The sequence below is a fragment of the Haloferax sp. Q22 genome, assembly GCF_001482285.1.
Lineage (GTDB): Archaea > Halobacteriota > Halobacteria > Halobacteriales > Haloferacaceae > Haloferax.
In genome coordinates this window covers 160,710-174,784 of record NZ_LOEP01000027.1, presented here as the reverse complement: position 1 = coordinate 174,784, position 14,075 = coordinate 160,710, and the positions used below count along the sequence as shown (strand labels likewise).

At 67.2% G+C, this 14,075-nt stretch carries 14 protein-coding genes; 8 read left to right on the top strand and 6 right to left on the bottom strand.

All coding sequences use genetic code 11. From position 1 onward, the window contains the following. Positions 1-87: 87 nt before the first annotated feature. Entirely contained in the window at positions 88-675 is a 588-nt protein-coding gene (locus AM590_RS11810) for a DUF2150 family protein (RefSeq protein ID WP_058827644.1), read from the top strand. A 101-nt stretch (positions 676-776) separates the two neighbouring features. Here AM590_RS11810 and AM590_RS11805 read toward each other — a convergent pair whose 3' ends face one another. Further along, positions 777-2,408 (bottom strand): Ig-like domain-containing protein, encoded by a 1,632-nt coding sequence (locus AM590_RS11805; protein WP_058827643.1) that lies wholly within the window; start codon positions 2,406-2,408, stop codon positions 777-779. A gap of 77 nt (positions 2,409-2,485) precedes the next feature. On the opposite strand from AM590_RS11805, the gene AM590_RS11800 reads away from it, so the two are divergent. Continuing rightward, positions 2,486-4,375, top strand: a complete 1,890-nt coding sequence (locus AM590_RS11800; RefSeq protein ID WP_058827642.1) for a type IV pilin — start codon at positions 2,486-2,488, stop codon at positions 4,373-4,375. Positions 4,376-4,455: 80 nt separating this feature from the next. Further along, the gene (hmgB, locus tag AM590_RS11795; protein ID WP_058827641.1) at positions 4,456-5,793 is read left to right on the top strand and encodes a hydroxymethylglutaryl-CoA synthase; all 1,338 of its coding nucleotides are present in this window, start codon (positions 4,456-4,458) and stop codon (positions 5,791-5,793) included. A 125-nt stretch (positions 5,794-5,918) separates the two neighbouring features. Here hmgB and AM590_RS11790 read toward each other — a convergent pair whose 3' ends face one another. Together AM590_RS11790 and AM590_RS11785 are read right to left on the bottom strand one after the other, a co-directional pair. Further along, entirely contained in the window at positions 5,919-6,221 is a 303-nt protein-coding gene (locus tag AM590_RS11790; RefSeq protein ID WP_058827640.1) for a hypothetical protein, read from the bottom strand. A gap of 133 nt (positions 6,222-6,354) precedes the next feature. Further along, positions 6,355-7,062, bottom strand: coding sequence for a helix-turn-helix domain-containing protein (locus AM590_RS11785; RefSeq protein ID WP_004975230.1), 708 nt, complete (start codon positions 7,060-7,062; stop codon positions 6,355-6,357). A 140-nt stretch (positions 7,063-7,202) separates the two neighbouring features. Here AM590_RS11785 and AM590_RS11780 point away from each other — a divergent pair, with 140 nt between their 5' ends. Both AM590_RS11780 and AM590_RS11775 read left to right on the top strand, forming a co-directional pair. Then, complete coding sequence (locus AM590_RS11780) at positions 7,203-7,847, top strand: metal-dependent hydrolase (RefSeq protein ID WP_058827639.1); 645 nt, start codon at positions 7,203-7,205, stop codon at positions 7,845-7,847. Positions 7,848-7,925: 78 nt separating this feature from the next. Then, the gene (locus tag AM590_RS11775) at positions 7,926-8,498 is read left to right on the top strand and encodes a GNAT family N-acetyltransferase (RefSeq protein ID WP_058827638.1); all 573 of its coding nucleotides are present in this window, start codon (positions 7,926-7,928) and stop codon (positions 8,496-8,498) included. Between the two features lie 55 nt (positions 8,499-8,553). On the opposite strand, the gene AM590_RS11770 is transcribed toward AM590_RS11775, so the two are convergent. Then, a complete protein-coding gene (locus tag AM590_RS11770; protein WP_058827637.1) occupies positions 8,554-9,135 on the bottom strand; it encodes a hypothetical protein in 582 nt (193 codons plus the stop codon). A gap of 216 nt (positions 9,136-9,351) precedes the next feature. Between AM590_RS11770 and AM590_RS11765 the strand changes: the two genes are divergently transcribed. After that, on the top strand, positions 9,352-10,539 hold the full coding sequence (locus tag AM590_RS11765) for an amidohydrolase family protein (RefSeq protein WP_058827636.1): 1,188 nt from the start codon (positions 9,352-9,354) through the stop codon (positions 10,537-10,539). 8 nt (positions 10,540-10,547) lie between these two features. Here AM590_RS11765 and AM590_RS11760 read toward each other — a convergent pair whose 3' ends face one another. Continuing rightward, entirely contained in the window at positions 10,548-11,195 is a 648-nt protein-coding gene (locus tag AM590_RS11760; RefSeq protein WP_058827635.1) for a GNAT family N-acetyltransferase, read from the bottom strand. Beyond that, positions 11,192-11,830 carry a GNAT family N-acetyltransferase gene (locus AM590_RS11755; protein WP_058827634.1) on the bottom strand — a complete coding sequence of 213 codons (639 nt, stop codon included), beginning with the start codon at positions 11,828-11,830 and terminating at the stop codon, positions 11,192-11,194. The genes AM590_RS11760 and AM590_RS11755 overlap by 4 nt, the downstream gene beginning before the upstream one ends. A 205-nt stretch (positions 11,831-12,035) precedes the next feature. On the opposite strand from AM590_RS11755, the gene AM590_RS11750 reads away from it, so the two are divergent. Both AM590_RS11750 and AM590_RS11745 read left to right on the top strand, forming a co-directional pair. Continuing rightward, the gene (locus AM590_RS11750; protein WP_058827633.1) at positions 12,036-12,428 is read left to right on the top strand and encodes a hypothetical protein; all 393 of its coding nucleotides are present in this window, start codon (positions 12,036-12,038) and stop codon (positions 12,426-12,428) included. A 113-nt stretch (positions 12,429-12,541) separates the two neighbouring features. Further along, positions 12,542-14,011: a replication factor C large subunit gene (locus AM590_RS11745; RefSeq protein ID WP_058827632.1), complete on the top strand. Its 1,470-nt coding sequence runs from the start codon at positions 12,542-12,544 to the stop codon at positions 14,009-14,011. The last annotated feature ends 64 nt before the right edge of the window (positions 14,012-14,075 follow it).

The window sequence follows — 14,075 nt, the reverse complement described above, 5'->3', positions numbered from 1 at the left end:
TCGCGCCGTCTTCTCCCACGTCGAGTCCTCGCACGGTCACAAGCAGGATAAGAAAGGCATTTGAGTCCGGCACGGGAGGTTGTAGGTATGACCGAGGCCGAGGAACGATACTACTCGCCGGAACGCTGGCAGAACTGGTTGACGCGCGTCGAAGAAGAGGACCTGGACCTCGAAAGCGAGGAGACCGGCCGTCTCCTGATGAACATCCAGAACGACGCGGCTATCGCCATCGCCAAGATTCTGACCGCCTACGACGACGACACGCTGGGCGAAGAAGAGGCGCTCGACGAGCTTTCGACCGTCCACGACATCGTCATGGCCGAACCCGTGTTCGAGTCGGAGAACGAGGAGGCCGAAATCCTCATCGGGAGCGTCCAGACGAGCCTTTCGTGCGCCTTCTTCGCCGCCGAGGAGTTCATCGTCGCCGGCCCCGCCGAACTCGAAGACGACATGGACGCCTACATCCGCGCCGCCGCGGACGCCGAGGCCGCAGACGATCTCGACAGCGCGCTCGGCTACATCGTCCAGGTCGGCACCCGCGTCATCGACGGCGACGACCTCGACATCGAAGTCCTCGACGAACTCGAATTCGGACTCGTCACCGAGTGGGTCAACGGCCTCGACAGCCTCCAGAGCGGCCTTTCGGAGCCCGAAGTCGTCGAAGAAGAAGACTGAACTCGGCCTCTCTCACGCTGTTTTTGTCTCGCTTTTCGACCGCCGAGAGCGCCGGAGTCGCCCGGCACCGAACCACCCGTCGTTCCGACCGCGAGCCCCGGCTACGGGACCGCGACGAAGTACGTCGCGAACTCGCCGTCGTCGAACTGAACGGTGAGGATGAAGAAGTCGCCACGTGTGTCGAGGTTCTTGTTCGCCCCGAAGTCGATGGTGATGTCCGTCGTCGCGTCCGACGGGAGCGTGACTCGGTCCGGGCCAAGCGTGTACTGATCAGCCCCCACGTTCTGAGCTGGCGAACCGTTGAACGACGCGGTCTCGGCGCCGTTACCGCCCTGGTCGGGGTAGTAAAACGAGACGCGGAAACTCGTCACGACGCGCTCCGTTCCGGTGTTGTTGAGGGAGATGCGAGCGGCGTCGTTTCCGTTCGTGGCGGTCGCCCCCGTTAGGATGACGTCTTGGTCCTCCTGCGGCGGGTTAATTTCTCCCGTCGACCCGTCGTCTCCCGCGCCCGTTCCGCCGCCACTGCCGCTCCCGTTGACCAGCGGAACGGTGTAGGTCGTCTGCTCGATTGCCTCGACCGTCCCGTCGCCGTCGAGGTCGCCCGACGCGCGGACGGTTATCGGTCCGTCCGCGTCGGCGGCGGGCGTGAACGCGAACCCGGCGCGGCCATCGTCGGTCGTCGTGACGGTCCTGCTGGTCGGTGACGCGTCGCCTTCGGTAACGGTGAAGTCGATGAGTTCGCCTTCGATGGGGTTGTTGTAGCGGTCGCGCGCTTCGACGACGACTTCGGTCGACTTGTCAGGCGCGGCGGCCGCTCCCGTCGTGACCGGGACGAGATACTGCCCGTCGGGGCTGGCGACCGTCGAGGCGGCCGACGAGGACGACAGTTCGACCTTGGCGAGCCGGAGTTCGTAGGTGTACGAGCCGTTCAGGGTGACGCGGACGAGGCTGTTGGTCGGGTCCGCACCGTCGCCGAGGTCGGAGACGGCTTTCACACGGGCGTTCTCCAGCATCCGGTCGGCGGTCGGCGACCGACTCCACGCCGTCGCGTTCGACCCGACTGGGAGGGTCAAGGTGATATCTTCGTCGGACTCGTTCGTCACGGTCACCGTCCGCGTGGCCGACGAGATGGGCGCGACGGTCAGCGGGGTTCGGGCCGCCGTCTGGCCGATTCGTCCGTCGATGGAGACGGCGGTGATTCGGTTCCCCGAGACGAGTGTCTGGCCGCCGAGCGGGACCACGTTCGCGCCGGCCTCGCGCTGGACCGCCGCGCCGGAGACCGTGATCGGCGTGCCGTCGAACTCGTTGTAGTCCGGCGAGTAGCGCAGGACCTTGCTCTCGTAGGTCCGGGCTCCGCCGTCCCAGAGCGTCCGGACTGCCTCGGGTTCGCCGTCGACGGCGTCGGCACCGGCGATAGTGATGTCCCGCGAGTCCGTGAGCGTGAGACTCCCCGTCGGCGGGCCGGGGTTGATGAAGACGACGCGCGGGCGGTACTGGACGCCGGTCTGGACCGTGACCCCAGACTGAACTCCCCTCGTCGCGGTCGCGAGCACGTCGTTGTGGAGCGACACGAGGTCGTCCGAGGCGTCCAGATAGGCCCCGAACTCCGTCGCCTTCGTCTGCTGGGGAACGACCGTCGCCTGGTAGAGCGACAGGCCGATGACGAGGAAGCCGAACAGGAGGATCGCGCCGACCTGAACCGCCTGCCCCCGTTCGCTGTCGAGGAGTTCCATTGGGGTGGTCAACTGGTCGGACTGATAAAGGTCTGTTGCCGCGTACGTTTTTATATCGCACCCGCCTGCGTTCAGTCGTGCAGGTCGCTTCGCGCGCGCAGAGCGAGACGGTCGGGATGATTCTCCTGTTAGGCCTCGTCGTCGTGGTCGTCACGGTCGGCGGCGTCGCCGCGCTCGCCGCTGTCGACGACTACCGAGACGACGCTCCGCTAGTGGAACTCGACGTGACCGTCGACGGGTCGAACCTGACGCTCGCGCACCGCGCCGGCGACACCCTCCGCGCCGGCGACGTAGCCGTCGTCACGCGAAGCGAGGACACGACGACCCGGTACTCGCTCGGGACCGACGGCGACATCAACCGCCGAGCGACGACGAGCGAGTCGCAGTTCGGTCCGGGCGATAGCTGGCGACCGACCGCCCCCGTCGGATTCGACGGGAGCGATCCGTATCTCGTGTTGGTCGTCCACGAACCGAGCAACACCGTCATCCACCGCGCGGAGCGGACGCTCGGCGCGGTCACGGAGACGCCGGGTCCCGCGCCGACGCCGCGGCCCACGACGACGAGTCCGCCAGCGACCACCACGTCCACGGCGACGACAACCGCGACGACTGCAACCACGACCACGACGACCACGACGACGACCCCGGAATCGACCGCCATCAACGGGGTGCACGTGGAAGACCGGACGACCAACTCCGGCGGTGCCGGCTACCGCGTGGACTACGACGTGGCCGCGGGGTCGGACTTCGACCGCGTCCGCGTGACGTTTGAGAACCTCGATTCGTCGTGGGCGACCCAGACGGTCACCGAGACGAACGCCCGCGGCTTCGCGACCTACGACATCGGCGCTGGCGTCGGCGACCGCTACCGAATCACGGTGGCGGCGCTGGACGCGGGCGGCAACGTCCTCGACTCGCGGACCATCTCCGACGTTGCCGACGGCGACAACCCCGACGCGAACACGGGACTCCCCGAGACGAACGACCCGAAGATTCGCGGTGCCGCGCTCATCGACCTGACGCAGGAGGGCGCGGCGTACGAACTGAACTACAACGTCACGAACGCGTCGAACCTCTCGGAGATTCGCGTCGAGTTCGACAACCTCGACGCGCCGTCTGCGACCGCGGAACTCAGCGGGACCGCACCCCGCGGGACCATCGCGGGCTACTCGGCGTACGACGGGACCGAAGGCGACGACTACGAAGTGGTCATCCGCGTCTTCGACGAGGACGGCGTGCTCGTCGACCGCCGGGTCATCTCGGACGTGGCCGATGGCGTCGACCCCGCCGGCAACGACGACCTGACGCGGGTGTCCAGCCCGTCGTTCGAGGGAACAATCATCGACGACCTGAGCATGACGCAGGCCGACTACGAGGCCTCGTACAACGTCACCGACCGGGCGGAGTTCGGCCGCGTCAGGCTGTGGGTTTCAAACGTGGACGACTCGTACGCCGAGGGAATCTACGAGAGCGCGGACCCGCGGAACACCATCGACGACTTCGCCGCCGAGGACAACGGCGGGACGTTCGGAATGACCTACCGCATCCGGCTTCAGTTGCTCGACGCCGACGGCGTCGTCGTCGACGAGCGCATCGTGACCGACGACGCGGACTGGACCGACCCGTCCGGAAACGACGGCCTCTCCCGCGCGGGAAGTCCCTCGTTCGATTCGGTGTCGGTGTCGGACAACTCGCAGACGAACCGGAATCGGGTTCGCTACCGGGTCGACTACGAAGTCGTCGGTACGGGCGAGTTCGCCGAAGTCGAGGTGTACTTCCGCAACCGCCAGCAACCGCAGGCCAGCGGCGTCATCCGAAGTACCGCGACGAGTGAGAACAACCTCGAATACACCGAGACCTACGGGACCGGAGACACCTACGATATCGAGGTCCGCGTCGTCGACGCCGACGGTATCGTGGTCGACCGATACGTTCTCTCGGATATCGCGGGCGACAAGAACGCCTGACTGCTCTCATCCGATTTCTTCGACAACCGACGTAACTCACCATCGACAAAACCTTATCCCTCGGTTCTGTAGCATCGACCATGACTTCCGTCGGCATCGACGCCATGGAGATTTGGACGGGCAAACTCGTGTTAGACCTCCCCAACACCTTCGCGCCGGTGAAGGGCGAAGACCCGGAGAAGTACACGAAGGGTCTCGGTCTCCACACGTCGTCGTTCCCGGACGTGTACGAGGACATCGTCACGATGGGTGCGAACGCCGCCAAACAGCTGATGGACCGAAAAGGTCTCACGCCCGCGGACATCGGCCGTATCGACGTGGCGACCGAGTCGGCGTTCGACAACTCCAAGCCGGTGTCGACGTACATCGCCGGCTGTCTCGAACAGGTGTACGACGGCGATTTCCGCCACGCCAACAAGGGCGAGCGCAAGTTCGCTTGCATCGCCGGCACTCAGAGCCTCGACGACGCCTACAACTGGATTAAGGCGGGACGCAACCGCGGTCGCGCGGCGCTCGTCATCGCTACGGACACCGCCCTCTACGAACGCGGCGATCCCGGCGAGGCGACGCAGGGCGCGGGCGCGGTCGCGATGCTCATCGACGAGGACCCGGACCTCGTCGAACTCTCGACCGAGCAGGGCTACGGCAGCATGGACGAGACGGACTTCCTCAAGCCGAATCAGCAGTTCCCCTCCGTGGACGGCAAGCGCTCCATGCAGGTGTATCTCGCCCGCATGCGCGAGGCGCTCGAGGACTACGAGAGCGTCGCGGGTCGCACCCACCCGGACCTCTTCGAGTACATCCCGTTCCACACGCCGTTCCCCGGCATGGTCCGGAAGGCGGCGCTTCTCGGCTTCCGGCACATGACCCGCGACACCGACATCGAAGACGACCTCGAAAGCGAAATCGGTCGCCAGCCCCGCGAGGCGGACTTCGAGACGTGGGACGACTACGAGGAGGCCATCCGCGGCTACATGGACGAGCTGAAGACGACCGAGCAGTACCGCGACTGGTACGGCCGCGTCATCGAGCCGACGCTCGACATCTCCAGCCGCGTCGGCAACTGGTACACCGGCTCGGTCCACATCGCCCGGCTGTCGGCGCTCATCGCCGCCGCGGACGAGGGGAAGGACATGACCGGAAAGCAACTGCTCGTCGGGTCGTACGGTTCCGGCGCGCAGGCGGAGATTCACGCTGAGACGGTCCAAGAGACGTGGCTCGACGAAATCGAAGCCGTGGACGTGGACGACCAGCTCGCGGCCCGCACCGAGATTTCCTTCGACGACTACGAGCTCATCCACGACGTGCACAACCACGAAAAGGAGATCGAGGTCGAGGAGTTCACCCAACCCGAAGCCGAGTTCGTCTTCACGGGTTGGGGCCGGATGAACGAGCGCCGCTACGAATACGTGGAGTAGCGGGAACCGTCCGCACGAGCGAAGCGAGTGCGGAGACGAAGCGCCGAACGGCGCTTCGGAAGTACGAATACGTGGAGTAGCGGGAACCGTCCGCACGAGCGAAGCGAGTGCGGAGACGAAGCGCGTTAGAACGAACGGGCCTGTTCGGGCAGTATCGACCACGAGTCCGCCGGGTCAGCGCCCCGGTCGTCGTAGAATTTTCTGCCGATGTAGTCGTCGCTCACGCTTCCGAGTATCGTGTTGTACAGGTCGGCGGCCGACTCGTACGTCTCGGTTCCGAGCGGGGCGAGGATGGTTTCGACGGTCTCTGCGTCGTCGACGTTCGGTGCGGTCACTTCGATGTCGCCGGCGCGGTCGAGCACGCGCTCGGTCGTAACGGGGTACTCGAACGACGTTTCGAGGTGCGATTGGAGGTCGCGGATATCCATACACGGACATCGTCGCGGCCGCCCTTCGGCTTTTTTCGCCCTTGGACGGACACTCTGGAAATTCGAAGCGAAGCGAACGGGACCGAACGGAATCGAATCGGAGAGAACGCGAAATCGGGTTTTGACGCCGGGTTCAGGGAAGCTTCCGTAGGTCTTCGAGCATCTCGTCCAAGTCGCGGTCGGTCACGGCGAGGGCGAAGCCGTCGATAGTGGCGAGCGCGGGCGCGTGCTCCCAGAGTTCGTCCTCCGAGAGGCCGTGGAGGACGACGGCGTTCGGCGTCGGCGTGACGACGCGCATGGCGACCAGCGGCGATTCGCCGCGGGTGACACCGGTGAAGACGAGCGCCCGACTCGTGGACTGGCCGTAGAGCCGGTAGAACTCCTCCGAGGAGAGCCGCGTGATGGCCTGGATGCTGTTGATGACGGTGTGGCCGCTGATGCGGTCTTGGTCGCCGTCGACGATGGGCGTCGCGCCAATGGCGTCGTAGAAGGAATCCAGCGGAATCGACGTGGGGTACTCCCGGAGGTCCTGGACGATGTCGCTCTCGAAGCCGGCCGAGAGGACGCGGGCGTACTGCCGGATGCGACTGCCGCCGCGGGCCTCGTCGATGTCGAGGAGCGCCTCGACCATCCGGCGGATGACCCCGATGCCGGGGCTCTCGCGGCGACCGCTCTCGTAGTCGGAGACGACCGACGACGACACGTCCAACTGCTCGGCGAGCGCCGTCTGCGAGATGTCGAAGTCGGTCCGCCACTTCCGGAGGGTCGCGCCGGGGTCGTCCGAGAGAGTAATCTCGCCCGCGATGCGGCGGGCGAGGTCGTCGCGCGGTGCCGCGGTCATCGCGAACACCTCGGTCCGACCGAGGGGTGAGTCATGGGACAACGTGCGTGAGTGTGCCGCAAAAGGGTGTCGAAAGTGGTAGTCGTCGCCTGACGAACCCCGTGGGAACCCTGAAGGTCGTCGGCCGACCACTACGCGGTATGCCATCGACCCTCGTTCACGTCGCGGTCGGCGGACTTGTCGGTGCCGCCCTCCTCGGTCGCTGGTTCGACGCCCGCTCGGTCGGCGTCGCGCTCGTCGCCGCCGCGGTCCCCGACCTCGACTCGTTCACCAGCACGCTCCTTCCCGGCAGCCACCGCGCGCTCTTTCACACGCTTTTGCTCCCGCTCGTCCTCGCCGCCGTCGTGGTCTACGACACGCGGATTCGTGACCCCGAGCGCTCCGCGATTCGCGGTCGCTGGGGCACCCGTGGCGTCGTCGTCGCGTGGGTCGGCATCGCCGCGCTCCTCTGTGGGGGCATCTTCCCCGACCTGTTCACCAACGGCGTCAACGCCTTCTACCCGCTGCACGACGCGTTCTACTCGATTAGCGGGCGCGCCGAGTTGTCGAGTACGCGCGGGTTCGTCCAGACGTTCGTGGAGTTACAGCCCGCGTCGCCGCCACCGACGACCGAGACGCTCCACTACAGCACCGTCGTCGACCCGTCGCCGGGCGCGGAGCCAGAAAACGTAGAGCGAATCGCCCCGCTCGCCTCGTCGGGGACGGAACTGATGCTCATCGTCCTCGGAGCGGGCGTGGTCGGCGGACGACTCCTCTCGGAGCGCCTGCGCGGGCGGGCGGAGTGAGTCGTCGGAACGGGACGGGGGAGCGGCCGCGGCTCGCGACTCCGAGCGTTCATAACGGATGGCGACGCATCCGCGTCCATGAGCGAGACACCCGACGGCGTCGAGGTGCGACCCTACGAACCGGGCGACGCGGCCGCGTTCTGGGAGCTGAAACGCGGGTTCGAACTCGGCATCGGCGAGGGGACCGGCGGCGACGACAAACTGTCGAAGTACGAGGCGAAACTCACCGACGACTACCGCGAGCGATACCTCTCATGGGTCGAGCGCTGTGCGACCGACGACCCCGGGTGCGTCGTCGTCGCCGAGGCGGTGTCGGGAGACGGGCACGGTGATGGCGGCATCGATAGCGACGGCGGTGACGGTGACGACGACGGCGACGCTCGTCTCGTCGGCTACGCCTTCGCGCTCCCCGAGGAGATGACGTTCATTTGGGACGCCGCCGTCCTCAACGAGTTATTCCTCGACGCCGACTACCGCGGGACGGGCGTCGCCGACGAACTCATGGCGGCCGTGTTGGACCACGCGCGCTCGCAGGACCTCCCGTTGGACCGAATCGTCCTCGACGTGGACGAGGCGAACGACCGGGCGCGGGCGTTCTACGACCGCTACGGCTTCGACCACTGGGGCGAACTCGTCGCTCGCGACCTCTGAGTCGACGAAAGCGAGGTACCGGAAAACGGAGAACCGAGCGACCGAACGGCGGCGACTACCGGAGCGCCGCGGCCCCGAGGCCACCGACGGTACCGAGAACGGCGGGGTACGCGACGCCCGCGAGAAGCGCGGACGTGACCGGGTCGGGGCTGATGGCCGACTCGCCGAGAGAGACGGTGAACAGCGCGATACCCGCGAGCGCGAAGACGAGGTAGCCGACGGTGGTTCCCGCGCCGGCCAGCGCGCCCGCCCGCGTCGAGGACGCGCCGCTGACGACGGCTGCGAGCGCACCCGCCGCGAGGAGCGCGACCACGGGCACGACGTAGAGCACCGGCGAGAACGCCTCGACGCTCTCGATGAGGTTCGCGGCGGAGGTCGTCCCGAACAACCCGGGGAACGTCGTGGTCACGCCGTGGGCGCTCATGAACACCCAGCCGACGACCTTCCACGTCGAGATGTCCGAGCCAAGGGCTTCGAGCACCTGGCTGGCCGTCGAGTTCTCGATGGTCGAGGAGGTGAGGAGGTAGGTCACGAGGTAGCCGAAGAGGGCCGCCCCGAGGCCGGCGACGCCGCCGCTGCCGACTGACCGAAGCGTCGATGGTGTGGAACCGCGGGTCGATTCAGGTGTCGTTGACATCGTGTCGGAAGCGATTGTTGTTCTCACGTAAATGTCTCGTGGCCGCCGTGAGAGGGTCTCTCGCGGTACATGATGTCGATACGAGGTGGGTACAGTCGTCCCGGCGACCCCCCGGAAACCGCCCGACAATCGTCCACCATTTGCCCGACGAGCCGCCCGTCGTCTGTCCACCGCCGGAGGGTCACGTTCAAGTCTCGCCGTGTGATAGCGACGGGCATGTTACTTCGGGGCCCACGGGTGATTCGCGGCGACCGTGTCATCGACGAGGCGGACGTTCGAATCGACGCCGAGACGGGGCGAATCGAGGCCGTCGGCGACCTCGACCCCCGTGGGGGCGAGCGGAGCGTCGACCTCGTCGGCAAGACGGTCACGCCCGGACTGGTGGACGCGCACATCCATTTCTCCTTGTCGGGCGAGCGGAGCGTCGAAGACGTGGTCGGCATGTCCGACGCCGAACTCACGCTGGTCGAGGCGCGAAACGCTCGGCAGACGCTCGAAGCGGGCGTCACGGGCGCTCGGGTGATGGGCGCGCGCGACATCGACGTGGCGCTGAAACGCGCCATCGACGCCGGGGACGTGCCCGGTCCGCGCACGGTCGCCAACTGCCGGTCGATAACCATCACCGGCGGCCACGGCCACCACATGGGCCGCGAGATAGACGGGCCGACCGAGGCGCGAAAGGCGGTCAGAGAGCAGGTGAAACTGGGTGCCGACTTCATCAAGTTCATGACGACCGGCGGGGTGACGACGCCCGGCAGCGACCCCGGCGCGGTGGCGTTCACCGAAGAAGAACTCCACGCGCTCGTCGACGAGGCGCACCGGCGGGGCGTCCACACCGCGACCCACGCCCACGGCGGCGAGGGCGTGAAAGCCGCTATCCGAGCGGGCGTCGACACGGTCGAACACGGGACGTTCCTCGACGACGAGGCCATCGACCTGTTCTTGGAGCGCGACGCGACGCTCGTGCCGACGCTGTCCGCGCCGTACCACATCGTCCGAAACACCGAGGCGGCGACGAGAGAGGACGTGGCGAAGACAGAGACCGTCTACGACCGGCACATCGAGTCGTTCAAACTGGCCGTCGAGGCCGGCGTCCGCATCGCCGGCGGCACCGACGCGGGCACGCCGTTCAACGTCCACGGCGGCAACGCCTCCGAGGTGCAGTTCATGGCGCAACACGCCATGGAGCCGCTGGACGCCATCCGGGCGATGACCGAGACGGCCGCCGACGCGGTGGGGCTGGACGACTGTGGCGTCGTCGAACCCGGCGCGTACGCCGACCTGCTCGTCTTCGACGACGATCCGCTTTCGGACCTGACGGTGCTGAACGACCCGACGGCGGTCCTGAAAGGCGGCCGCGTCGTCGCCGGCGCGGTCCCCGGTGCGGTTTCCGGCGGAGAATAAGTGACGGCTCAGCGAACGTCGTCGGGGTCGAGGTCCCAGCGGAACTCGGCGTCGTAGTCGCCGCCGGTCGTCGCCAGCCAGTCCTCGCGGGAGACGCTGTAGCGGCGTTCGTCAGCCGGCTCGTCGTCGATGACGATGCTGTTTCGCTCGCGGCCGTCGAGGCCGCCGCCGAGCGCCGCCATGTACTTCTCGATAGCACGCTGGGACTTCTCGTTCGCCGCGACGTGCGAGACGGCGACGACTTCGAGGTCGAACACGTCGAATGCGAGCGCCGCCAACGCCGAAGCACGCTCGCTCGAGTAGCCGCGGCCCCAGTAGCGCGGTCGGAGCCACAGGCCGAGTTCTCCGACGCGGCGGTCCCACTCGGTGTGGAGGCCGCCGAACCCGGCAATCTCACCCGCGCCGTCTTCGCCCTCGCGCGGGATAATCGCGTAGTCGGCGCTCTCGGCGTCGGTCCAACTCGACTCCCCGCGGTCGAGGAACTCCTTCGTCACTTTCGGCGTCTCGTGGCGCGACCACGGCATGTACCGGGTCACGTCGTCCATCTCGGGGGCCGAACAGAGGTCGTAGGCCTCGTGGACGCCGACGTGCTTCGGGCGGCGGGAAACCAGTCGGAGCCGCGGCGTCTCGACGACCGCGGGAAAGAGGTCGCTCACTCGCGACCCTCCCAACGGAACTCGGCGTCGTAGTCGCCGCTGGTGGTGGCTTCCCACTGTTCGCGGGTCACGGACCAACCGCGAACGTCGCGCGGCGTCCCGTCGGCGTCGACGGCCTCGTTGGGAAACAGGCCGTCTTCCTGCCCGCCGAAGCGGTCGGTGTACTTCTCGATTGCTCGACACGACGCCTCGTTTTCGGGCATGGCGTACGCGAGCGCGACGTCGAGGTCGAGCACGTCGAAGACCGCGGCGAAGAACGCTGCCGCGCGCTCGCCCGAGTAGCCGCGGCCCCAGAACTCCTTTCGGAGCCACATGCCGAAGACCGCCCGGCGCTTGTCCCACTCGGGGTTGAAGCCGGCGGTGCCGGCGAACTCGCCCGCCCCGTCCTCACCGTCTCGGGGGAAGACGGCGTAGATGGCGTTTTCAGCGGACTCGTGGCCTTCTTCGGCCTGTTCGATGAAGTCCAGCGTCTCCTTGGGCGTCTCGTGGGGTCCCCACGTGACGAACTCGGTCTCTTCCTCGATGGTGTCCGAGCGCGAGGCGGCGAAGTGTTCGTATGCGTCCAACGGGTCGACGACCTCCCGCGACAGGGCACGAAGCCTGAGCCGTGGGGTCACGATTTCGTCGGGGAACATGGAACGGAGTCCACTCGGAGAGCGCTAATAAGTTTTCTGAGTATTGACATTAGGCAACATGGAACATCCCCGTTCCCTCGCGGTTCGCAGACCGGTCGGATTCAGACACGTTCCGGTCGTACACACGGTCTCCCCCGTGTGAACGTGGAGATGCGTATTTGTGGCGGGAGCGCGTCTAGGGGGGACGGGAACGGGGAGATACACAATGGACTGGGAGCGGGCGGTCGGCAGTTACGCGCTCGTCATGGGAGCCGTGACGCTCGCCATCTGGGTGTTGACCGTCGAGCGCGGGCCGGTCATGGAGCCGCGGAGCGACCCGTTCGCGCTGTTCGCGTCGCTCGTGTTGGGGGGACTGACCGGCGTGTCGCTACTGGCGACGGGCGTGGGACTCGTTCGGCGGCAGGTGTGGGCGCGGCCGCTCAGCCTCCTCGCCTTCGGCCTGCTTTTCGCCGGGGTCATCGACAGCGCCGGCTACTACGCCGGCGTCGGACGGGTCGGCGTCGTCGTGGGGCTGTTCGTCGTCTGTCTCGCCACGCTCGCGGCGCTCGGGTGGTCGCTCGTCGACGCACGGAACCGGGCGCGGCGGGCGGCGTGGTGAGTCGGAGTCTGCGTCGGTGAGTCGCCCCGAAACTCCGAGCGCTTCCGGTGGAGCGTCCGGCCGGCGCGCGGCGCTCCGCAACCACTAAACGCACCTCGGTCCTCCTTCCGGTAATGGTAGACTGGACGGAGAAGTACCGCCCATCGACGCTCTCCGAGGTCCGCGGCAACAACAAGGCCCGCGACGCCCTCGCGGAGTGGGCCAAGACGTGGGACGACCACCGGGAGGCGGTCGTCGTCCACGGGAGCCCGGGCATCGGAAAGACCTCCGCGGCCCACGCGCTCGCCGCCGACATGGGCTGGGAGACGGTCGAGCTGAACGCGTCGGACCAACGGACCGGCGACGTCATCGAACGCTTCGCCGGCCGCGCCGCGAAGAACGCGACGCTCGTCGGTTCCTCCGCGGGCACGTCCACCCGGCAGTTGGTCATCCTCGACGAGGCCGACAACATCCACGGCAACTACGACCGCGGCGGGGCCAGCGCCGTCACCCGACTCGTCAAATCGTCGAGCCAGCCCATCGTCCTCATCGCCAACGAGTTCTACGACATGAGCCGCGGGCTCCGAAACGCCTGTCAGGAAATCGAGTTCCGCGACGTGTCCGCTCGCTCTATCGTCCCCGTCCTCCGCGACATCTGTCGCAAGGAGGGACTGGAGTTCGAGTCCGACGCCCTCGACCGCATCGCCGAGATGAACAGCGGCGACCTGCGGTCGGCCGTCAACGACCTGCAGGCCATCGCCGAGGGCCGCGAGAAAATCACCGAGGAGGACGTGGTCATGGGCGACCGCGACCGCTCGGTCGGCCTGTTCGAGTTCCTCGACGCCGTCCTCAAAGAAAAATCCGCACAGGAGGCGCTCTACACCGCCTACGACGTGGATGAGACGCCCGACGACCTCACGAAGTGGGTCGAGGACAAGGTCTCGCTCGTCTACGAACCCGACGAGCTCGCCCGCGCCTACGACTTCCTCGCCAACGCCGACCGCTGGCTCGGCCGCGTGCGCGCCACGCAAAACTACTCCTACTGGCGCTACGCGACCGACAACCTCGCCGCCGGCGTCGCGGCCTCCCGTGACCGGACCCGCGGCGGGTGGACCCGCTACGGCGGCGCGCCCTACCGTTCGACCCGCGACAAGACCCGCGACACCGTCGTCCAGAAAATCGCGGAGCAGGGCGGCTTCAGCATGGCGACCGCCCGCCGCGAGGTTCTGCCGTACCTCTCGGCGATCACCCATCACTGCAAGCCCCGCGAACTGACCGTCGCCATGGCCGCCTACTACGAGTTCGACGAGTCGCACGTCTCCTTTGTCACCGGGAGCGGCGAGACGACGAACAAGGTCCAGTCCATCGTCGAGGATGCCGGTGAACTCCGCGAGGAACTGGTCGAAGAACACGCCGGTGGCGCGTTCGCCGGCATGGAAGACGTGTCCGTCGAGGGTGACGCCGCGGCCACCGACGGCGACGGAGCAGACGGCGGTTCGGACGACGTGCTCGACCGCGACGCCGACGCCGACGAGTCGGCCGAGAGCGCCGACGCCGACGCCTCGACCGACGACGGGCAGTCCGGGCTCGACGACTTCTTCTGAGCGGGACCGCCCGCCGCGTTTCCGCGGTTTCCACTGGTTTTCTCCCACCCGAGATTGACACCAC